General features: G+C 48.0%; 22 protein-coding genes. 15 read left to right on the plus strand and 7 right to left on the minus strand.

Going from position 1 to position 21,998, the window contains the following annotated elements:
- Window positions 1-143 precede the first annotated feature (143 nt).
- The 3 genes from B4V02_RS05260 to B4V02_RS05270 form a co-directional block, all read right to left on the minus strand.
- Window positions 144-1,223 carry a glycosyltransferase family 4 protein gene (locus B4V02_RS05260; protein WP_244188455.1) on the minus strand — a complete coding sequence of 360 codons (1,080 nt, stop codon included), beginning with the start codon at window positions 1,221-1,223 and terminating at the stop codon, window positions 144-146.
- Between the two features lie 138 nt (window positions 1,224-1,361).
- The gene (locus tag B4V02_RS05265) at window positions 1,362-2,072 is read right to left on the minus strand and encodes a B3/B4 domain-containing protein (protein WP_094154002.1); all 711 of its coding nucleotides are present in this window, start codon (window positions 2,070-2,072) and stop codon (window positions 1,362-1,364) included.
- 9 nt (window positions 2,073-2,081) lie between these two features.
- Window positions 2,082-2,759, minus strand: a complete 678-nt coding sequence (locus B4V02_RS05270) for a DUF554 domain-containing protein (RefSeq protein WP_094154003.1) — start codon at window positions 2,757-2,759, stop codon at window positions 2,082-2,084.
- Window positions 2,760-2,893: 134 nt separating this feature from the next.
- Here B4V02_RS05270 and B4V02_RS05275 point away from each other — a divergent pair, with 134 nt between their 5' ends.
- The 7 genes from B4V02_RS05275 to B4V02_RS05305 all read left to right on the plus strand — a co-directional run bounded on the left by B4V02_RS05275 (window position 2,894) and on the right by B4V02_RS05305 (window position 9,576).
- Window positions 2,894-3,736, plus strand: coding sequence for a MerR family transcriptional regulator (locus B4V02_RS05275; protein WP_094154004.1), 843 nt, complete (start codon window positions 2,894-2,896; stop codon window positions 3,734-3,736).
- Window positions 3,737-4,623: 887 nt separating this feature from the next.
- Entirely contained in the window at window positions 4,624-5,739 is a 1,116-nt protein-coding gene (locus B4V02_RS05280) for an ABC transporter ATP-binding protein (RefSeq protein ID WP_244188456.1), read from the plus strand.
- Window positions 5,736-6,458, plus strand: a complete 723-nt coding sequence (locus B4V02_RS05285; protein WP_094154006.1) for an ABC transporter permease — start codon at window positions 5,736-5,738, stop codon at window positions 6,456-6,458. The genes B4V02_RS05280 and B4V02_RS05285 overlap by 4 nt, the downstream gene beginning before the upstream one ends.
- 5 nt (window positions 6,459-6,463) lie before the next feature.
- Complete coding sequence (locus B4V02_RS05290) at window positions 6,464-7,855, plus strand: GldG family protein (protein WP_094154007.1); 1,392 nt, start codon at window positions 6,464-6,466, stop codon at window positions 7,853-7,855.
- Complete coding sequence (locus B4V02_RS05295) at window positions 7,852-8,790, plus strand: DUF4340 domain-containing protein (RefSeq protein ID WP_094154008.1); 939 nt, start codon at window positions 7,852-7,854, stop codon at window positions 8,788-8,790. Before B4V02_RS05290 ends, B4V02_RS05295 begins: the two co-directional genes overlap by 4 nt.
- Before the next feature lie 277 nt (window positions 8,791-9,067).
- Window positions 9,068-9,430, plus strand: a complete 363-nt coding sequence (locus B4V02_RS26465) for a hypothetical protein (RefSeq protein ID WP_094154009.1) — start codon at window positions 9,068-9,070, stop codon at window positions 9,428-9,430.
- Window positions 9,367-9,576 (plus strand): helix-turn-helix domain-containing protein, encoded by a 210-nt coding sequence (locus tag B4V02_RS05305; RefSeq protein ID WP_094154010.1) that lies wholly within the window; start codon window positions 9,367-9,369, stop codon window positions 9,574-9,576. The genes B4V02_RS26465 and B4V02_RS05305 overlap by 64 nt, the downstream gene beginning before the upstream one ends.
- Before the next feature lie 184 nt (window positions 9,577-9,760).
- Here B4V02_RS05305 and B4V02_RS05310 read toward each other — a convergent pair whose 3' ends face one another.
- Window positions 9,761-11,350, minus strand: coding sequence for an esterase/lipase family protein (locus B4V02_RS05310; RefSeq protein WP_094154011.1), 1,590 nt, complete (start codon window positions 11,348-11,350; stop codon window positions 9,761-9,763).
- Window positions 11,351-11,545: 195 nt separating this feature from the next.
- Here B4V02_RS05310 and B4V02_RS05315 point away from each other — a divergent pair, with 195 nt between their 5' ends.
- Window positions 11,546-12,517: a YhcN/YlaJ family sporulation lipoprotein gene (locus B4V02_RS05315; RefSeq protein ID WP_094154012.1), complete on the plus strand. Its 972-nt coding sequence runs from the start codon at window positions 11,546-11,548 to the stop codon at window positions 12,515-12,517.
- A gap of 90 nt (window positions 12,518-12,607) precedes the next feature.
- Here the strand turns inward: B4V02_RS05315 and nagA are convergent, their stop codons facing one another.
- Genes nagA through B4V02_RS05330 form a run of 3 tightly spaced genes read right to left on the minus strand, consistent with a single transcriptional unit; the run spans window position 12,608 to window position 15,421 of the window.
- Window positions 12,608-13,828 carry an N-acetylglucosamine-6-phosphate deacetylase gene (nagA, locus tag B4V02_RS05320; protein ID WP_094154013.1) on the minus strand — a complete coding sequence of 407 codons (1,221 nt, stop codon included), beginning with the start codon at window positions 13,826-13,828 and terminating at the stop codon, window positions 12,608-12,610.
- Complete coding sequence (gene nagB / locus B4V02_RS05325; RefSeq protein ID WP_007431832.1) at window positions 13,825-14,553, minus strand: glucosamine-6-phosphate deaminase; 729 nt, start codon at window positions 14,551-14,553, stop codon at window positions 13,825-13,827. Before nagB ends, nagA begins: the two co-directional genes overlap by 4 nt.
- 1 nt (window position 14,554) lies before the next feature.
- A complete protein-coding gene (locus tag B4V02_RS05330) occupies window positions 14,555-15,421 on the minus strand; it encodes a MurR/RpiR family transcriptional regulator (protein WP_094154014.1) in 867 nt (288 codons plus the stop codon).
- Window positions 15,422-15,773: 352 nt separating this feature from the next.
- Here B4V02_RS05330 and B4V02_RS05335 point away from each other — a divergent pair, with 352 nt between their 5' ends.
- The 7 genes from B4V02_RS05335 (at window position 15,774) to B4V02_RS05365 (ending at window position 21,998) form a co-directional block, all read left to right on the plus strand.
- On the plus strand, window positions 15,774-16,052 hold the full coding sequence (locus B4V02_RS05335) for an acyl carrier protein (RefSeq protein ID WP_007431830.1): 279 nt from the start codon (window positions 15,774-15,776) through the stop codon (window positions 16,050-16,052).
- Window positions 16,053-16,109: 57 nt separating this feature from the next.
- Window positions 16,110-17,303 (plus strand): radical SAM/SPASM domain-containing protein, encoded by a 1,194-nt coding sequence (locus tag B4V02_RS05340; RefSeq protein WP_007431829.1) that lies wholly within the window; start codon window positions 16,110-16,112, stop codon window positions 17,301-17,303.
- Between the two features lie 50 nt (window positions 17,304-17,353).
- Window positions 17,354-18,730, plus strand: coding sequence for a preATP grasp domain-containing protein (locus B4V02_RS05345; protein WP_094154015.1), 1,377 nt, complete (start codon window positions 17,354-17,356; stop codon window positions 18,728-18,730).
- A 17-nt stretch (window positions 18,731-18,747) separates the two neighbouring features.
- Window positions 18,748-18,993, plus strand: coding sequence for an acyl carrier protein (locus B4V02_RS05350; RefSeq protein ID WP_007431825.1), 246 nt, complete (start codon window positions 18,748-18,750; stop codon window positions 18,991-18,993).
- Window positions 18,986-20,116, plus strand: coding sequence for a hypothetical protein (locus B4V02_RS05355; RefSeq protein ID WP_094154016.1), 1,131 nt, complete (start codon window positions 18,986-18,988; stop codon window positions 20,114-20,116). The genes B4V02_RS05350 and B4V02_RS05355 overlap by 8 nt, the downstream gene beginning before the upstream one ends.
- A 93-nt stretch (window positions 20,117-20,209) precedes the next feature.
- A complete protein-coding gene (locus B4V02_RS05360) occupies window positions 20,210-21,202 on the plus strand; it encodes an ABC transporter ATP-binding protein (protein ID WP_094154017.1) in 993 nt (330 codons plus the stop codon).
- On the plus strand, window positions 21,192-21,998 hold the full coding sequence (locus tag B4V02_RS05365) for an ABC transporter permease (RefSeq protein WP_094154018.1): 807 nt from the start codon (window positions 21,192-21,194) through the stop codon (window positions 21,996-21,998). Before B4V02_RS05360 ends, B4V02_RS05365 begins: the two co-directional genes overlap by 11 nt.

Below are 21,998 nucleotides of genomic sequence, written 5' to 3' on the forward strand. Positions count from 1 at the left end.
ATTAAATATTTGTAATTAATTTAGATATAGGTTGGTATGATATCGAGGCTGGAGTCCAATTGTATATATGTATACGGAGTGCCAGGGAAGCTCAGGACAGTGAGTTTCTCTGGCACTCCGTGCTGATGATGGCGGCAGTGAAGTTACCTCACACCTAGTGAGTTCATCATTTGTCGGAAGGAGCGCACATATTTGCGTGGTGCCAACAGGCTGACGATTCGTGCCTGCCCCTTCCGGCGGATAGATTTGCGTTGAGGTACGTTGTGCATCAGCTCCAGTCCTTGCAATACCGCCTGCTGGATGTCTCCTTGTTGATAAAATTTACCGGTTTTGTTGTGATCGATGAATGCTTGTACTCCGTCTGAATCGGAGCTTAATACCGGGCAACGGCAGGCCATCGCCTCCGCTACCGCATAGCCGAAGCCCTCCACCAGCGAAGTCGACAGCAGGTAACCGCCGGAGTCGCCAATCATGGAGTAATACAGAGGCATTTTGGCATGAGGTACGCTTTTAAAACGCTCGATAATCGAGGACATACCGAGTTGAACCAGCATATTCTCAAATTGTATCTGATCCTCGGGCTGAGACAAGGTATCATCATAAAACATCCATATTCGAAGATCAGGACGCTTTTGCAGCATCCAGTAAGAGATATCGACAAAATGCCTCCAGTTCTTGTTTGGCTCCAGCCGACCAACCCATGCAATGACCGGATTGATCGGAGGAGTGTTAGGTACATAATTAAATACGCTGGTATCCAGTACGTTTGGAAACACATAACGTTTGAGCCACGGACACATGCTGGAGAATAGATCCACTAAATGAGTCGTATCTGGCAGGAGCACCGCATCGGCATATTTTTGAAGATACGGAACCGCATTCGTGACTACTAATGCCGCCTCCTCATATGAGCCAAAGCCCTGCGATTCATAGATCAATATCCCCTGATAGCCTAACATTCGCAGTTTGGGGAGCATAGGAAAATCCGAAGAGACGATAATTGCATCGTAGCGATAAACCTCCACCAGTTTCCGGATCTCTTCTTCCGAAGAAGTTATAAACACTGGAATATCACCGTTCAGGTTTTGCATTCCCGTACCCTGCTGATAATAGAGAAGGTGACATTCAATCCCGTCCTGAATGAGCACTTTACAGCGTTGGCGGTTCAGGGTTTCCACGCCGCCGCTGGGTATATAAAATGTGAATAGAACTTTGATCTCCATAACCCCCTTTGCCAATCGCAAGCTCCTATACCAAGATATTCAACCCACGGGACGGGGTGTGGGTATCTATGGAAGCCTGGATTGAATCAGCGCATAATTATGGCTGAGGCGAGCATCCTCCGGGGAGTGCTCCGTTGCTTAAATGGCATTTATGCTAAAGCTTTTATTCTTAGCATCCACCCATCCGATACTCACATTACAACCAAGTTCATACTTAAGCATATTGCCCAGTTCTTTTTGAGCAGAAAGCATGTTATCCATATTGGTATCAGAAAAGCCATCAATCGGAAAGAAAATATTTTTAGATTGAGTAGTGATTTTTCCCTCTTCACTTTGTCTCCATGTCCATCTTCTCGTTCTCACTGAGTTACCAGTAGCATACACAATTTCATTCTTATCTACCGACTCAATCTCTGTACTACCAAATGGAAGGAAAAAATCTTGCTCCTCTGAAAAGCGCAAAGTCATTTCTCCATTCATTGTATCAATGTCATGTGCACCAATCGGAATTTTATATTTAAGTGATACGGCATTACCCAAATCAACTGCCGTGTTAATGTTTGGCATACCTTTCCCCTTAGATATTCTCGTCAATAATGCTTCGATAGAACACATGTATTTATTTGGATTTACATTAAGTTTACGGAAAGCCTCTCGGTAGCATAATACCGATTCTATTTCTTTCACATTCACTCCTTCAAGAGAGGATTGACACAAAAGCATATTTTCCTCCAAAAGCTTTTGAACCTTCAAATTTTGCACAGTATTATCTATTCCATGTGCAATTACAACGGCAAAACAAACTGTATCCAGTGTTTCAAAAACCTTGTCTTCTACTAGAAATTTCATAAAAACCTCCTAAAATAAATGAATAAGCAAAAACCATACAGCAGGAACTAGCAAAGATGGCAATAGATTAAATGTGCGGAATGACTTGATTTTTAATATAGATAACCCGGAAGCCAAAATAAGAAAACCTCCAATAATGGAAACTTCCGTCATAAATTCAGGTGTAAGGAATGGTGCAACTTGATGGGCAAGAAGAAAAATACTCCCCTGCCAGATAAACAATACCAATGCGGACAAGGCAATACCTATTCCATAAGTTGAAGCCAACACAAGAGAAGTAACTAAATCTAATGCCGCATTAGTAAACAAATAAGTGTCGTTCTGATTAAGCGCGCTTTCAATCGGTCCGAGAATAGACAAGGTTCCAAGGCAGAAAAGCATAATAGCTGTTGATAAACCTTGTCCAAGATCAGTTTTGGAGTATTTTTCCACGAGCTTATTAAATTTGCCATCCAGTTCTATGGCCGTACCTAAAATGCCACCCATGGCAAGACTTACAATAAACAAAACAGGATAGGTGCTGTTGGACATATTTTTTATGACAGCATGTATGCCCAGACCTGTTGCTGCAAGTCCCATTGCATCATAAAGAATGTTCTGATATTTTTCTTTAAGTCCTTTTCTTATTACACTACCCACTATACTTCCCACAAGAATTGTGCCGATATTTACAAATGTTCCAATCACTAAGCTTCTCCTTTCAAAAAAGTAATTATAAAGATTCTAAACTCTCTAGTTGCTAGAGGGTCAAGTGGTACATGAAAGATAATTAGTAACGTAATGTTGTTATAATAGCTTTATAAGCAAGGAGGTATTGAAGAATGTCAGATAAAGATCATAAAGGATCTGGTAAAAAGGCTCTTTTAACCATTGGAGAAATGGCCCGGCTCTTTCACATGAATATCCGCACACTTCGATATTACAATGAACTAGGCATCCTAAAACCAGAATATGTAAATCCAGATACGAATTATCGCTACTATTCTACAAATCAGTTTGAGCGTTTGAATACAATAAAATATTTGCGTGCTTTAGATGTGCCACTAGAGAAAATATCTAATTTTTTCGATGAAAAAGATGTGAATACCATGTTGTCTATTTTTATGGAGCAGCGTGAGAGTGTCTTAAAAAAGCAAAAGCAATTAGCACAAATTGAAAAGAAAATTACAAACCGCATTGAACAGATAGAAACCGCTCTATCAGCATCATATGGTCAAGTCATAGTCAAGTATTTACCACAAAGAGAGATTGTATTATTAGAGAAAAAATTCACCCTTGCTGATGATTTAGAACTTCTTATTCGGGATTTAAGTAAAGAGCATTGTCTAGATGATGCCATTTTTCTTGGAAAAGTTGGTGTATCTGTTAGTCAGCAGGATTTGATCGAAGGACAATTTACACATTTTTCATCTATTTTTGTGGTCGTTGAGGCTGAGGACGGTTTCAAAGATAAAGATAACGTATTGTCGGAAGGCTCTTATGCAACTGTTCAATATAGGGGCACTCATGAGGATGCTTCGCCGTATTACACTTTGCTGCTAAATTATCTTAAAGATTCTGGCTTTCAAATTAAAGGGGATTCTGTAGAAATCACTATAATTGATGCAGGAATGACAAATGATTACAATAAATTCGTGACGGAATTGCAAATACCATTCCAATAATCAAATTATTTATTATTAAGCGATAGATTCTCTAGTTACTAGTGGGTCTAATAGTAGATGCGTATCCATACTATAGCGAATTGGACAAGTTAACGAAGCTAAAAGCGCATTTTCGTATTCACATTTTAGACACATTATTTTAAGCTTCTATTTAAGTGATGTTAAGCTAAGGCTATATGTGTGGGATTATCATTAGAATTTAAGAGTGTAGCATGAGGTGGGAGAGACCGCTCCGCGAAGGCTTAGGGCTTCCGATCGCTGTTGCCGTGGGATTCTTCTTGTTTGAATAAGACATGAAGAGGTAAGAATCCCCCGGCAAAGGCGACCGCTAACGCTTCTCCAGCTCCCAAGCCTCCGCTCCGCTGCTACCCGCCACTCATGCAACATTTTGGTGGGGGGCAGAAGGAGGAGACCGCTCCGCGAAGGCTTAGGGCTTCCGATCGCTGTTGCCGTGGGATTCTTCTTGTTTGAATAAGACATGAAGAGGTAAGAATCCCCCGGCAAAGGCGACCGCTAACGCTTCTCCAGCTCCCAAGCCTCCGCTCCGCTGCTACCCGCCACTCATGCAACATTTTGGTGGGGGCAGAAGGAGGAGACCGCTCCGCGAAGGCTTAGGGCTTCCGATCGCTGTTGCAGTGGGATTCTTCTTGTTTGAATAAGACATGAAGAGGTAAGAATCCCCCGGCAAAGGCGACCGCTAACGCTTCTCCAGCTCCCAAGCCTCCGCTCCGCTGCTACCCGCCACTCATGCAACATTTTGGTGGGGAGCAGTAGGGGAGACCGCTCCGCGAAGGTTTTGGGCTTCCGATCGCTGTTGCAGTGGGATTCTTTTGCCATATGTGTAGGGGAGTAAGATTTTATAATCGATAAAAGAAAGGGTGAAACGTGTGCTCAAGGTGCAACAGGTGAGCAAGTGGTATGAGGGCAACCGGGGCGTACATAAGCTGGATTTTGAAATGCAGCGCGGTGAAATTGTCGGTTTTTTGGGGCCCAATGGTGCGGGGAAAACGACGACGATGCGCATGATTACGGGGTATCTCCAACCCAGCGAGGGAGTGATTACGATTGATGGCATCCCGATTCAGGATAAGGGCAGACAGGCTCGTTCCAAAATCGGTTATTTGCCGGAGACGCCACCTTTGTATGGAGATATGTCGGTTCAATCCTATTTAAAATTTGTAGCCAGTATTCGGGACGTACCTGCGCGAGAGCAGAAGCTGCGTATTTCAGAAATGATTTCCCGTTTGGGGCTGAACGGGCGTGAAAAACAACTGGTTCGCAGTTTGTCCAAAGGGTATAAACAACGGTTGGGACTGGCGGGGGCGATTATCCATAACCCGGATTTGCTCGTGCTGGATGAACCGACTTCAGGCTTGGACCCTAATCAGATTTTGGAGATTCGTCAGCTTATTCAGGAGATTGGTGAAAATCATACGGTACTGCTCAGCACGCATATTTTGCCTGAGGTGGATGCTTTATGTAATCGGGTTCTCATCATCCATGAGGGTGAATTGGTGCTGGATGGGCGGCCTGATGCACTCGGCGATTCGATGGAGGATGGATTTAAGGTAAAGGTAGAAATCAAAGGAAATCGTGAGCAAGTGCTGGACGTCCTGCAGGCCTGGGGAAAAGTGGAGATCGAGCCTTTAGCATCAGCCTTGCCTCAAGACGATACGAAGCAGACTGCAAGAGAGCAGGATTTGACTGAGGTGCTGCTAACAGGCGCTTCCAATGAGGATTTCCGCGAAGAGCTGTTTTATGTGCTGTCTGAGGCGAAGCTTCCGATTTTGGAGATGAAAAAAGAGATGCTTAGTTTGGAAAATATTTTCCAGCAGTTGACGACTCGCGAGACGGGGACAGGTCAGGTCGACGATCAAGTGGTTCATGGCTTATCTTCTACGGAGAATGCTGCATCCACAGGCGCTAATGTAGAACATGAAGAGTCCGCGTCCAGCGGTGACAAGGTCGGAGGAGACAAGGATACAGGAGGTAATCAGTCATGAGGCGTTTGTTCGCGGTCTGTCAAAAAGAACTGCAGGCCTATTTGTGGACACCCACGACGTATTTTGCGCTGGCAGTGTACATGCTGCTGACGGGGTTGCTTTTTTATACGAACTTTGTTATGTATCAGCCGAGTATTCTGGACTATCGGTTAGTGCTTGGTGATACGCTGTCCATGCTGGTGTTTGTCGTTCCGCTGCTCACGATGCGGCTGGTTGCGGAGGAATTCAGGCAGGGGACAGATGAACTGCTGCTTACCTCACCTGTAAGTGTGACGGAAATAATTATAGGTAAATTTTTGGCGTCGCTGGGTATGCTGTTCATTTTGGTGCTGTGCAGTCTGGCGTATCCGGTCGTGATGTCCTTTTATGGGTCGCTGGACTGGACGCTGGTGTTTACATCTGTGATCGGTCTGTTTATGCTGGGCGCAGCCATGATGGCGATCGGCTTGTTCGCTTCGACGCTTTCACAGCATCAGATGATGTCGGCGGTCGTCAGCTTTATTATTTTACTTGTGTTTTGGATGCTGGATTCGTTTGGTGGACAAACGGGCGCAGCTGCGACGGTACAGCAATGGCTGGAGCCTTTTTCACTAACCGCACGGTTTGACAGTTTCACCAAAGGATTGCTGAACGGAGCCGATGTGTTGTACTACGTAACGATAGCGGCACTCTTTTTGCTGTTCAGTATCCAGGTCGTCGAACGAAAACGGTGGAGGTGATCAGGATGAAAAAATGGCTGGGTCATACAAATAGTGTGGTGCTATCGGTTGCAGCTGCAGGTATTTTTATTTTGCTGACGTTATTTCTGCGTTCGTTGGGAGGCTTTCAGCTGGATTTGACGGCAGGCAAGCAGTATACGCTGTCTGACCAGACGTTAACGGCTATTCAGGGAGTGAAGGAAGAGGTACGAATGATTGCCTTTACCGTATCCACTTCACAAAATCAGAAGCTGAACCGGGATGTTACAGATATGCTGGGTGAATACGCGAAGCGTAACAGCAAGCTCAAGGTCGAGCAATACGATCTGAATCAGGAACCAGTGCTGGCCAAGCAATATGGTGTTAACGCAGCATCTATTGTGTTGGTGCAGGGTGAAAAGAAACGGGTAATAGATATTGGGAGTCTATTTACGCAAGCACAGGGGAGTGGTGAAGGAGCTTACCAGTTTACGGGTGAAGAAAAGCTGACCAGTGGACTTTTGGGGCTGTCCTCTACTCGTCAGGGAAAAGTGGTTTTTCTGACCGGACATGAGGAAATTCCTTTATCTCAAATGACCGAACTCAGCGGATCATTGGCACAGGATAATGTAAAAACAGAAGAAGTACAGCTCAATCGGGCTGGCAGTGTGCCTAAAGATGCATCTGTGTTGGCTATTGTCGGGCCACAAAGGGATATTAGCACAACAGAGCTGAAGAGTATCCGTACGTATCTGAACGGCGGTGGAAAGCTTTTTATGGCGTTGGGCTTTCATCCGAATATGGGATCCGACTGGAAAAACCTTGATGCCCTGGCAACGGATTATGGAGTGAAGGATACGCATGCGATTGTGGTGGATCAGGAGCAGACGAATACGCTTGGGCCTCTCTGGACGGTTCCTGCCTTCGGCAGTCATGCAATCACCGATAAGCTGGCAGCCTCCAATCTGTACCCGGTTCTTTCGCTGTCTATTGCTTTACAGGCGGGAGAGCAAAAGAATTGGCAGACTACGTCTTTGCTAAAATCTTCTGCCGCCAGCTATGGTGAAACGAATATTCAGGGGCTGCTGAACAACGAAACGCAGAAGGATGCCAAGGACCCGCAGGGGCCGCTTGATCTGGGTTACGCGGTAGCTGGGAAAGACGGCAAGCCCAAAGCGGTGATTCTCGGAACGTCTGCGCTTCTAAGCGACACCGAGATCAGCACGGGAGGAAATCGGGATTTTGTGCTGAACAGTCTGAATTATGTGCAGGAACACTCGGATGGACTTACCATTCGGCCTCGTCAGGAGCAGAATTACAAGGTAGCCTATTTGACTCCCGTGCAAGCGAAAACGATATTGACCATATCCGTCATCGGATTGCCGTTGCTGTTCGCGGTCATCGGAATCTTATTATGGTGGAGGCGAAGAAGAGCATGAGAAAATGGATACCCACAGTGCTGCTGTTAGTTGTATTGGGAGCGGGTATAATCTATGCCAAGAGCCAAAACTTTTTTCGTGAACAAGCACCGGCGGCTCGCCAGCTGGTTCAGCTTACTAAGGAAGATATTGCGTCTTTTGCTATCACAGGGAAGGACGGCACAACGGTGGAGCTTGCACAACGTGACGGCAAATGGAGCATGAGCAAGCCACAGCCTTACCCGTTAAACGGATATACCATAGACAATTGGTTGGCTGCGATTCTGGATGTGAAGCTGGGTGAAACGGTGGAATCTTCTCCGAAGGACGTAGCCAAGTACGGAATCAGCGCTACCGATGACCGGATAGAGATCAAGACCAGGAAGGGCGATGTGCATACCTTTGCCTTCGGTGAAACGCTACCTTCGGGAGATGCTGCTTATGTTTTATCAGATAAAAAAGAGGTAGCTTCCGTACCTATCGATACACTTTCGGGATTGCTGCTGGGTACTGCTGATTTTACAGATACAACACCGTTCGACTGGGATGATGCCAAGCTAAGCGGAATAGAGTGGGAGGGCCAGAAGGCCTCATGGATGCTTAGGTCCTCCGGTAACAGCCAAGCCGGAGACAGTGCTTCTACCTCCTGGACGCTGAACGGAAAGTCAATAGCGAGTGATACGGCGACCTCCTTGTCGCAGCAAATCAAAAACCTGGCCAGCAATCAGTCCCTGCGCAAAGCCTCCGAGCTGAGCAAGCCTGTTCACCGCTTTACGCTGAGCGTATCGCTGGATCAGGATGATTCCCAACTGGTCTATCAGGGCTGGACGCTTGCCGATGATCCGAATACTGTATGGGTCGTACCTCCACAAAGCAACTGGGCTTATGGCCTGCCAGTGGCTGACGTGAACCGTATCGAACAAAATGGGCACGACCAGGCTCAAACTAAAAAATGATGATTTTGATTTATATGAATGAACCAAGAGGCTCCAACGGCGAATCATCGTCGGCTGGAGCTTCTTTGTGCTCGTTATTCATCAGGTTTACTGCTTTTGGAAGAAGGAGTGCCGTATATAATGAAGGTAAATTAAAAGAACCCTATACAACCGCTTGAAGAAATAGTATAATAAATAAGAACAAATGTTCTTGTTTTGGTTGTGAAATGTGTTCTCAAATTACCCTATAATATGAGGATTTTAAAGGGCTAAATCCAAACAGAAAGGGTGATTTATCATAAGTGAATGTCAGCTAACATTGGTTGAACAATACCGAAAGAAATTGTACCGCATTGCTTGGAGAATTCAATATCGTGCGCGTGTACAAACCAATCATGAATTTGTAATGGAAAAGAACGAAGCCGTCGGTACTCCCTCTTTTACAGACTCTGTAAACTCTAAAATGTATACTCTACAGCTCATCAACTCTCTACCGTCTGAGATCGGCAAAACCATCATCTTTGGCCTTTACATACTAGACAAAACCGAAGCACAGATTGCAGGAGAGTTAAAGCTATCCCAACAGGCGGTGAATAAATGGAAAAAGAAAATGCTCAAGGAACTATCTCGGATGCTGAGTTCATCCAACTGCTCAATTTAGCACGAAGTGGGGATCAGGAGGCCATGTTCAGGATACTTCAATTGTTCGAGGAAGACATTCAGAAAACCAGCCGGTATATCCGTATGTCCCGTGAGGATGCCGTTCAAAGTATTATGACTGATTTTATCGAAGAATTACGGCAATAATGACAGAGGCAATAATGACAAATAGCAAAAAGGTGGCCAATGGATATGATAAGCTTGCAAAATCTGACGATTAGACACATGTTAAAAAGCCTGAAATCGCTCATATGGGTCTGCTTCCTGTCATGAACAGGCGCAGCCCCATATGATAAAGAGCGTTCTCAGGCTTTTAATATTTCAGAATAAATTAATGTACATACTTATTTCCGTCAGCATCAATATAGATGGATTGAACTGCCGTGCGGCGGTAAGGATAGCCGGCTTCCGTCGTGCCGTTAATTTCATAGGTTACGGAATAAAGACCGGGCTTGTCCGCTTTGGAAAGCTCGATTTGTCCGGTAGGGTTAACGGTTTTTTGCTGTAACGTCAAACCCTTGGGCGCTAAAGGGGTTCCTTGCTGCGGGTCACCGTAGTATTGAACCTGGTAAGTGACTTGTGTAACGGTGTTTGTGCTGTCTTTAGAATCTTGTGGTTCCAGATTCAGCTTCGGACCGACTGCATTGAACTTGTATTTTAGTTCAGGCACCTGAACGGCATGATAGCGAGCGATCAGGAGATACGCTCCTTGGTCAGCAAGCGTGACGTTCAGTTTATAGGCACCCGGTTTTGGATTTTGAATGACGGCGTTATGATGCCAGGCACCAGCAAAAATTTCGTCATCATAACCTGCTTTCAGATTAATGATCTCGCGGGTACCGTCAGGCTTGATCAGCTCAAGCTGACTTACACGTTTATCGCTGATCCAGTCCAGATCAATGGATTTGACACCATTTTCAATGGTGAGGATTTCGGAGGCTTTTCCATTATAGTCTCCGCCGCGGATAAAGTATGAATTGTCGATCTCACTGTAGGAGGATTGTAAAGCAGAAGCAGTCAGGGCAGATGCTGCTGAAAGTGCCTCAGCTTCCTGATTCAATGCTGGAGTGTTCGCTTGGAGGTAGGGTTGGATCAGGGAGAAGACGTAGGAGCCTGTACGAACCTTGGCATGATCCCAGGGTCCGACTTTGACCACACGTCCACCGGGAAGCTTGGCATTGTCGACGGTGACTACTCCATCATTTTTGCCAAAGGTTGAGAGGTAAAGTCCGCCCAGTATGTAGGAAGCGGTGCCGTCGGACCAGCTATCACCAGCAAACGTGAAGAATGGAATTGTAGTCGCGTTGCTGAGTGCATCGGTCTTCGATCGGAAATACTTCATATAAGATGTTTGTAAAGTAGAGGTGCCGGGATTCTGGGAGCCGATGATATCTGCCAGCCATCCGGCCCAACTGCTGTAGGCGAGGTCTGCAAGTTGTGAGCCATGATGAGGACTGCTGAGGGTGATGACACGTTGTACATAGGGGGCGGCTCCGTTATATACGAGAGCGGTTTGAGTATCTACTCCACCTTTGCTGTGGGCGATGACGATGAGCTTTTTTCCAAAGTGATTACTAATGACCTTGATTTTGTCGGCTAGAAGCTTGCCATTGTCCCACATATCCTGTGAGGTGCCGTTGGCATCGTACAGATTAATGGTGGCCGTCTGGTATCCGGCGTCACGTGCGCGCTGAAGCATATCGTTGTTATTCTTGGTCCAGACTTCAGCGCTGCTGTTCAAACCATGTACAAACAATAGTGCGGGCTTGGCAGGATCAATGCGATTAGGTGGCGGGCCTTCTGCCCAGCTCCCGGGGGCTTCTTTCGGGGGTTCAGGTGTAGTGGAGCCTGCAAAAGCGTCAACGGGGACAAGGGTGACAGATAATAAAAAAATAAGCATTAAAACGGTGATCTTTCTCAAGCTTGAATCCTCCTTTTGTAAAATAAAGTATTTTTCCCAACCTATTATACCTGCCATCTTGTGGTAAACCATCAATTCTATTTCATATTTACATTAAAATTTTATTTTTTCAGTCATTTTTTAGTCAGGATATCCCTAGGATTCATGGCGCATGCTATTCTCGTCACACATTTTATATGTATGGAGGATGAGTTCATGCCAGGAACTAAGAAGATCATCAGTTTGACGATTTCTGCTGCTTTACTTGCCAGCATGGCTACTTTGACAGGGTGTGGGACTGCGAAAAACGTCCGTACGAACGCTACCCGCTATAACGTGCAAAGCACACGTCCTTTGGATGGTGTGAACCGTATTGATGGTGTAAATCGTTATGGTGTGGATGGTGTAAACCGCATTGATGGTGTGAACCGTTATGGGGTTAGGTCCAACGGTGTGGACGGGGTGCCATTGAACCCGAACACCAATGTTCCCGGACATCCAGTTCGTAATTTGAAAGTCGATCGCAATTTGTCCAAGCGTATAGCCGAGTTGCCGGATGTTAAATCTGCGACCGTACTGGTTGGTGATCGCAATGCTTATGTAGCGGTTTCCCTGAAGGACCATGCCAACGCAACTGGTGTGGGTACTCCAAGCGCCACCAGTACTCAGCATTACAGAAATGCACCGAGCGTGAGTGGTGTTAATGGTACGCGCGGGGGCTATACAACAGGTACCACTACGCCCGGAGTGACAGATGGGGTTACCGGATACGGAACACCTGCGCGTCGTGGTGACGGATTATACGGCACAATGGGTACAGGTTCTTATGGTATGATTCGTGGCTTGACCGACGGTACCCGCACAGATGGCACTACAGTTCAGGGTGCACGAACTGCGTATGAGCCTAGCACGCTGACCGAAGCGGTCAAAAGTAAAATTTCCCACAAGGTTAAGCAATTTGCGCCGTCGATTCAACAGGTGTATGTATCAGCCAACCCTGATTTTATCAAGCATAGCACCGACTTTGCACGCAGTGTACAAAGTGGTCATCCGATCAAAGGAATGAGTACCCAATTGGTGGATATCATTCAACGCGTTTTTCCAACCCCTGCGGCTGGTACGAACCGTCCAATTACATCACCAACACGTCCACAAAATTATACGCCTGCACCTATGAATTATCGCTAATTTACAACATATGTATAATGCCAAAAAAAAGCTATCCATTTCGGCGAATGCGCCGACGGATAGCTTTTTGGTTTGGTGGAATGATATAAATTATTGGCGCATTCCTTTAATCCATACGCCCTGCAGATTTAGATCGGCATCCAGCAACAGGATGTCTGCTTGCTTGCCTACTTCTAGCGATCCTGTCCGATCGTGAATATTCAGGGATTGAGCCGGATTCAGGCTGGCCATTTGTGATGCTTCGGGGATACTCAAGCCCACCTGTTGAACCAGAAAACGAAAGCCTTCAATCATGGTCAGTGTGCTTCCCGCCAAGGTGACTCCATCCTCCAGTCGTGCCACACCATCCTGTACGATTACTGGCACATCACCAAGCGTGTAGTGTCCATCTTCCAACCCGGTGGCGGACATGGCATCGGTAATTAAAATGAGATTATGATTCTGCTTTAACTTGGCGAGTAGAGAAATGGCGGCAGGATGCACGTGAATGCCGTCCGCGATGACCTCTGCTTCAATGCGCGGATCAGCAAGTACCGCTCCAGCGGCTCCCGGCTTGCGGTGATGCAGCGGAGTCATGGCATTGAACGCATGCACGGCATGGTTCAGGCCCGCCGCCGCTGCCTGCTCCACCTCTTCATACGTGGCATCCGTATGACCCAGAGCGGCAGTAATATCATGGCTGCGCAGCCATGTAATCAGTTCCAGCGCGCCTTCCCGTTCGGGTGCAAGCGTCAGCTGGCGAACAAGGCCCGGGTAGCGCTGCTCCCATTCTGCCATCCACGCGAGATTCGGAGGCACGATGTGTTGCGGGTTTTGTGCTCCCGGCCAGTTCGGACTAATGAATGGGCCTTCCAGATGCACGCCCTCCAACTGCGCATGGGGCATAGGCTGTGCCATATAGGCGTGAACCTCACCCAGCACCCGGTCAATTTGCTCCTTGGGTGCGGTCATCGTGGTAGCCAGCATGGCGGTCGTTCCTTGCGAGCCGTGAAAGGAGGTGATCGTATCCAGTACTCTTGGGCTGGAGTCCATAAAATCCTCGCCGTTACCGCCGTGAACATGAATGTCAATAAAGCCCGGCAGCAGATAGCCGCCTTCCAGACGAACCATGCTTGCCGCTTCAGCTGTACCATCTGTATGACTTGCCTTGTCTACGGATGTCCAATCCGCAGGCAAATCCTCCTCTGAACCCGCATATACAATGGATTGCCCCTGAATAACGACAACCCCTTTTTCAATCATGTCGTTCCCGACGACGACCTGTCCATACAGCAGCTGAGTTATGCTGCCACTCGATTCATCTGAGTTCAATTAAACCAACCTCCTGCTTCCTGATCCAGTAATATAAGCACGTTGGGATGGCATTGCAGCAGGGAAGCCGGACATTCTGTCGTGACGGGTCCAGTTAAAGCCTGCTTTATAATGTCAGCCTTATCCGCACCAAAAGCCACCAGAACAATTTGCTTTGCCTTTAAAATCGTGCCTACTCCCATCGTAATTGCTTGCTTGGGTACAGCGTCTATATGGCCAAAAAATCGGGCATTTGCCGTACGCGTTCTTTCTTCCAAATCGACAACATGTGTGGACCCAGTCAAGCTGCGACCGGGTTCGTTAAAGCCAATATGACCATTATGACCAATGCCGAGCAATTGGAGATCCACGTGCCCATGATCCAGAATGGCTTGCTCGTGTGCTGCACATTCTGCTGCCAAATCTAATGCATTCCCATCAGGTACGCGCGTATGGGCGATGGGAATGTCGATATGCTGGAACAGGTGTTCATTCATAAATCTGCGATAGCTCTGCGGGTGATCCTGGGAAAGGCCGACATATTCATCAAGATTGACAGCAAAGGCTCGTGCAAAACTGACCTGTCCCTTGCGGTACATATCTGCAAGATGTTGGTAAATACCAATAGGCGTACTACCGGTAGCTAGACCAAGCATGGCCTGCGGTTTGGTTAGCAGCAAGCCGGCGATTACAGCGGCGGCAGTAGCGTTCAGGTCCTCACGGCTGTTAAAAATGCGTATGTTCATCTTAGTGGCCCCCTGGTTGTTTTTTGAGCTTGCTCACTTGTTGATATGAACCTTCCAATCTCGGAATATATTTGTCAAAATCCGTGCTCACCATACCTGTAAACAGGATATCTATGATATGAAGCTGGGCGATACGGGACGCCATATCTCCTCGCCGCATTCCTTCCTCCAGCGAAGAGGAAAACAGAGCAATATCCGAAATCCCGGCCAGCGTATTGTTGCCGAAGGAGGTCAGAGATAGTGTCTTGGCTCCCTGCTCCTTCGCGCAGCGCAGAGCTGCGATCGTCTCCTGGGTTTCCCCCGAGTAGGAGACAGCAAAGGCGACATCTCCCGGCCCGAGCGAGGAGGCAGAGGTGATCTGCATATGCGAATCGGCGAAGGCGGTGCTATTTTTGCCAATACGAATGAGCTTCTGGTAAAAATCCTGCGCCACAATCGAGGATGTCGCCATCCCGTACAAATCAATGCGGTTTGTGGCTGACAGCCACGTAATGGCTTGCTCCAGCTTGTCGAAATCCAGCAGCCGAGTCGTGTCCGCAATAGATGCCGTATGGTTCGCCTGAATAGCCTGCACAATACGGGAAAGTGAATTCCCGGCAACAATGTCCTGGTAGGATTCTTCACCATTACGGTTTGAATGGGACAACTCGGCGGCCAGCTTCATTTTGAAATCAGGATAGCCTTTAAAATGTAGTGATTTGCAAAACCGTGTAACGGTCGCCGCACTCACACCACAACGCTCTGACAGTTCCCGAATACCCAGATGCAGCACGTCTTCCGGGGATTGCAGAATGGATTCCGCCAGCCTGCGCTCTTGTATGGGGAGTTGCTCCAGTCTATGGGCTAATGTATGAAGGATAGGGGACATGAGCTGCGCTCCTTTGGCTGTAAAATGCTTTGATGAAAAAAAGTATCGTTATATTGAACTAATTAAAGAAAATTATTTTCGTGTATATTGTAAAATAATTATGCTCTTCATGCAAGAGATGTGAGAAGAATATCCGCTGGATTTTACGAAAAAACGGGCTGCAAAAATTGTAGAAACAAACATACATTAATTCACATATTTCGAGTTTTATTTACAAAACAACCTATTGACTTGTCTCTTCATCAGAGGAGTATAATTGAATAAAGTTCCAGTGAAGGGATTTCTCAAGGAGCTTGCAGTGGGCATTGTTGTGCGGAACGAATAGAATCTCATTCACAAGGAGGAGTTTGCTATGCAAAGCCGAGTGATTGAAATGATCAGCGCGGTCAAGGAAGATCCTGAACTGGTCGCTAAGCTGGATGGACATTCGGACATTATTCATGATGCTGGACTGGATTCGCTGCAGTTGGTTCATTTCATGCTGCAAGTGGAGGATGCGTTTGATGTGGAAATTGATTTTGATTCCTTTGAGCTGGAACATTTGCGTTCGGTAGATGCTTTTTGCAGCTACATACAGGGGATCAGCGAGGCGGAACAAGTGCCACACCCGGAGGGAATAAAGACGGTCTAAGAGGCGGCTTTGGCTTAGGAACACTTTGCCTGAAAATCCATTAAACGAGGTGTTAGCATGCAGCCCAAAAGCAATGTGCTGATTGATGAGAAGGCGTTCAAGCTCATCAAGCGTAACCTGAAAAACGCTTCCGTGTCTTATCGTAACGCAACCCAGGACCCTGCTTTCAAAACGGACATGCCCCAGACGATCGGCATTAAGCTGACGAACCGCTGCAACTTGAGATGTACACACTGCTTTGAATGGAACGAGGAAGGCTATCATCATCAAATGGATAAAGAAGAGCAAAACATGGATCTCGCCCCGGACATGCTTCGGCAAATTTTGAGCGAGACCAAGGAAGCCAAATCCCGGCTATACATGTGGGGCGGTGAACCGATGTTTCACCGGCGCTTTGACGAAATTTTGGACGTGCTGGCGGAAGATCGGCGCGAAATGACATTTTGTACGAATGGATTACTAATTGACAAATATTTGGACCGGATTTTGGATTTATCTGAAAATCTGGAGCTGTTAATAGCGATTGAAGGCTTTGAAAGAGAACATGATCTGATTCGCGGTAAAGGCACCTTTCAAAAAACGATGCGGCAGATGGATAAGCTGATTGAACTGCGTGACCAGGGATTGTACAAAGGACGGGTAACCGTCCATGCGGTCATTAACGACAACATGATCGGACGAATGTACGAATTTCTGCAAATGCTGGAGGACAAAAGGCTGGATCTGGTGCTGCTGACATTCCCCTGGTACATTTCCAAAGAAACCTCCCTCAAAATGGATGAATATTTTACACGTAACTTCTCTTGGCTCAGGCAGCTTGAAGAAAATAATATCAGTAGCTGGCATGCTTTCAAATATAAAATCAACCCGGATAATATCGACCCTCTGATGCAGGAGCTGCAGCGGATCAATGAGCGGGTGTGGAACATCCGTGTGCGCTATCAGCCCGGTTTGGATTATGAGGAGATTGACAAATTTATACATGGCGAGGAAATGGTCAGCCGCTGCTCCAATCAATGCCTGGCTCTCACCTCCAGAACGGATATTTTGCCGGATGGGAAGGTTATGCCGTGCAAATTTTTCAGCGAGTTCACGATTGGAAGCTTGCGTGAGCAGAGTCTGGAGGAGATATGGAATTCGGATGCGTATGAGAAGACCCGTCAAAAGATTAATCACGAGGGCTTGACGCCCGTATGCTCCAAATGCAGCGTCTTATACCTGCATGGAGCGGGCTCTTTGAAATATATATAGTGTCCTGTGAATGTTGTTTGTTACGGGATGGAAGAGAGGGATGACAGGACGTGACGACGAAAACGATCAATCTTGTGGAAGCGCTTGCTCATGAACGAGATCATGGTGTACTGATTTGGTTGTTCAATATCGGCGCAGAGCAGGTATGGCATCCGTCCCCCCGCAAGGGGGGGATGGTGGATCGGGATGAACAGCAGGTTGTAAACCGGATGGAGGAAATGAATCTCCTGCTGTGTCGAAGTCAGGATATCATTGTACTTCGCGAAAAGCCGGATGAGGCTTTTCTGGACATGCTTCAGCGGTTGGGCTTTAGCCTGCCGCGTATTGAGGTGCCGGAGCCTTCTGACCCGCTAACGCCGATTTCAGAGCTGGTGCTGGCGGACAAGGCGCTTTTGGCGCGACTGCGCGCGGTTGCGGACGCAGGCCACAGCGGGGGTGGAGCCAAAGCGTGGCTCGTTCCGTATGCGGTCACACCGCAGGAGGAAGCGATTGCGGAGTACTGCGGGCTGGAGCTGATTGGGGCTCCGTCCTCGGTCAGCGCTCAGGTGAATGATAAAATATTCAGTCGCCTGACCGCGCAAAAGCTTGGTTTTGCTGTCAGCGAAGGTGCTGTGTGCGAAGACGAAGCGGCGATCCGCAGGGAGTGTGTCAGACTGGCTGAGTTGGCGGACGGGCCTGTGAAGCTGATTATCAAGCAGCCGCATGGTGCCTCGGGACAAGGCATGTATATGCTGGACGAGCTGTCCAAGCTGGACACGCTGCTGAGTGTGATGAGACGCTTCGGCGGCTCGTCGCCATCCTCCGGCGGTTGGCTGGTGGAGCGCTGGCACAACAAACAGATGGATCTGAACTATCAGCTCTGTATCGACGAGAGCGGCGGTGTGACGATGTTTTCGCTAAAAAGGCAAAACGTGGACGGCACCGTATATATCGGGTCTCAGGTTCCGGCTGATATTGGCCCTGCACTGGAGGAAGAAGTGAGACGCTGCGCCTATCAACTGGGAACCTATCTGTATTCCATCGGATATACAGGTATGGCCTCCATTGACGGTTTTGTGGATGAAGGCGGATTGCTGGTTCCGGTGATCGAGATTAATGGCAGATTCACTCTGTCTACTTACATCTCGTTCCTGTCCTCTGTCTTGGGAGAGCAGCATAAGACATTGTCCCGTTACTATCGCAATGTTACCGCTTCACCCCTCACCTATAGCCGCTTGTGCGAGTTACTCGCGGAGGAGGGCTTGCTCTATACACCAGAGCGTCCTCAAGGGGTGTTTGTTTATACGGCGGGCACGCTATCGGATATTTCTGTAAAACGGGGCTATGTGAACCGAATATTCACACTTATTTTGGCAGACAGCTGGCAGGAAGCAGAAGCTTATGCGCACAAGTTGGAAGGGATCATCGCTGGATTGGGATGCTTATAATTCGGGAGGAATTCAAGATGAAAACAGATGTATACCATGTAGTACCCTTGCTGGAAAAGGTATTAAAACTGGCTCCGGGCGAGCTTGAACAGTTGGCTCCTGATCAGGACCTGCGAACCTTGGGGCTGAATTCTCTATCTGCTGTTGAATTGATTGTGGAGCTGGAAAATGAGCTTGATATTACGATGGAGGACGACGATCTGGTGCTGGAGCATCTATCTACACTGCAAGGCATTGAACGTCTGCTGGGCAAATATGCATAAGGGCGCGGAGAAGACCAGACCTGTGCAGGAATCTGGCATGGATAGTCGTCATGATTCCATTGTTGATCACGCTGTTGAAGAAGTAGCCAACGCTCTTCCGGGGAAACATTGTGTATATTCATCTCTGCGCACGTCATTGCGACGCTATGGGGTGAACATGGCAGAATCCGAGCTGTTCATGCTGTGTGGAAGCATGTGCGCGGAGTATAGCGGAGATTTGAAGCGCTTCGGACCTGAGAAATATCCGGAACAGCTGCAAGAAATGGCAGCCAGCGGCGGACCTGTGATTCAGGTGGAGCCGTGGATCGCTGGCGTAAGCGATGAAACCGACCTGCTGCGAGTGCTCACGTCAGGCTACGGTACGATGCTGCATACGTCAAGCACGGCCTTAACTTATCACGATGTGTATGTGAAAAATTACCCAAGGGGTCATGTGATTGAGCTGTGCGGATTGGATCTGGGGGAGCGGACGGCACAGGTAAATGATAGCTTCCTGCTGGATTCCTCGGGACAGGCTATGACTTATGTGGGACCGGCCCGTCTCGATGATTTGATGCAGGGGATTATTGAATATGCATGGCTGGTGGAGCAGCCTGTCCGGCTTTCGCCAGGCGAGCTGCATGCTGCGTGTGCATACCATATTCGTCAGTATGTGACCGGGCACGAAGCGGTCTGGAGAGGCGTGTCTACACCAGATGAGTCGGCAAATCAGACTGGAAAGGCTGCAACAGGCAAGCAGGTCAAGCGGGGGGATGCGGGGTACCGGGCATTTGTCGACGATTTCCGCTTGTTGGCAGATATGGAGGATCAGGATTTTCGGACGTACTGCCATGAAATCTATTACAATCTGCGATTGGGCAGTGCCCTTCATCTGACGGATTACACCGCTGATTATTGCCTACGGCATCAAGCTACGCTGGGATCGCAGGCACAGCATGTGATTGAATTGGCCCAATCGTTGTACGCAGATTGGCACAAGCTCAATCTGTATATTTACAAAACAGGCCTCCAGCTGCGCAAGCAGCGGATACCTGAGATTAGGGAACGCGCTCTGAGCCTGATTGAAAGACAGCGGTATATGCTGGAGAATTTAATGGTTTTAACGGAGCAGGCAGCCGATTAGTTCAGGTTGAGCGTTCGGCTAAATCGTTTGGGCCAGTCGGATCAGGCACGTTCACCAAGGTGTCACGGACAGAGGAAAGAGGAGGGGAATTCATTGCCGTCCATTACATTGAATCAATTGTCGAAAACGTTTACGTACTACAAAAAGGAGCCGGGCGTGCGCAAATCGTTACAAAACCTGTTCAGGCGGGAAAAGCTGACCAAGAAGGCCGTGCAAAATGTCAGCTTCAGTATTGAGGAAGGGGAAATTGTCGGGTTTCTCGGTCCGAACGGGGCGGGCAAAACAACGACGCTCAAAATGCTGTCCGGTATTCTCCATCCCAGTGAGGGGGAAGCATCGGTACTCGGTTTTACCCCGTGGAAGCGACAAAAAGAGTTTAAACGCCAGTTTTCCATCGTGATGGGACAGAAAAACCAACTCTGGTGGGATTTGCCTGCAAGTGAGTCGTTCGAGCTGAACAAGCTTATTTACGAAATAGATGAAAGACGTTATAAGGAGGCGCTGGACGAGCTGGTCACCCTGCTAGGTGTGGAGGAGCAGCTTCATGTACAGGTGCGGCGGCTATCTCTAGGCGAGCGTATGAAAATGGAGCTGATCGCCGCGTTGCTGCATCGTCCACGGGTTATTTTACTGGACGAGCCGACGATCGGACTGGATCTTGTTTCCCAGCGGCGGATTCGTGAGTTTTTCAAAGCCTATAACCGCGCGCACCGGACGACCATCCTGCTGACAAGCCATTACATGAAGGATATTGAGGATCTATGCAGCAGATCCATCATTATTAGCGGTGGCCAGTTGGTTTATGACGGAGATTTGCACAAGGTGAACGAGGTCATCGGTGCTCGAAAACTGCTCAAGGTCCGGCTGGAGACTCCCGTGCCTAACCTGACGCTGGCGGGACTCGGCAAGCTGCGCTCTGGCTCCGAGCTGGAGGCGGTATTTGAGCTGGATGCAGAAGATACTCTGACCTGGTCCAAAAAGATTTTGGACGCACTGCCTGTCGTTGATTTTACGATTGAGGATGTCCCGCTGGAAGAGGGGATAGCCAATTTGTACGATGGGGGCAGGCTGGCTGATGCGAACTAACAAATATGTGAAAGTGCTCCAGCTTGGCATGCAAAACGAGATGGAATACCGGGCCAATTATTGGCTGCAGATGGCGGGATTTATGCTGCCGATCATGACGCAAATTTTTCTCTGGCTTGCGGTATTCGGCTCTTCGGGACAGGCAAGAGTGCTGGGCTATTCTCTGCCGGAAATGCTGGTTTATGTCGTTATGGCGGGCGTGACCGGAAAACTGATTGCCACGGGCTTTGAATATGAAATTGCTACAGATATCAAGGAAGGCGGATTGGCCAAATTCATGGTGCAGCCTGTGCATTATTTTGCTTACCGTTTTTGCCGATTTATCGGTGGCAAAGCGGTACAATCCGCAGTCGTACTGCTGGCGGCTGTTATTTTGCTGCTATGTCTCAGTCTGGACGGACATATCGGCTTCGAGCTGTCGCATATTCTGCTTTACATATTGGCGTTGCCGGGAGCGCTTGTGCTCAATTTTGTGGTCTATTACGCGCTGAGCGGCATAGCCTTTTGGGTGACGGAATCGGCGGGATTATTTTATACGCTGTCGCTTGTCATTTACGTAGCTAGCGGTACCGTGTTCCCGCTGACGATTTTTGGAGATGCTTTGGCCCGTCTGTTCAGCTTGCTGCCGTTCAGCTACACCGTATTTTTTCCGGTGAACGCGCTAACGGGTAAGCTGACTGTGTTGGAAGCCGCCAAAGGCATTGGCGTACAATGGCTCTGGATTGCAGTGCTGGCGGCCGTATCACGCTGGGTGTGGCAAGCCGGGCTCAAACGCTTTGTCTCGGTAGGAGGCTAA

Source organism: Paenibacillus kribbensis, from assembly GCF_002240415.1.
GTDB lineage: Bacteria > Bacillota > Bacilli > Paenibacillales > Paenibacillaceae > Paenibacillus > Paenibacillus kribbensis.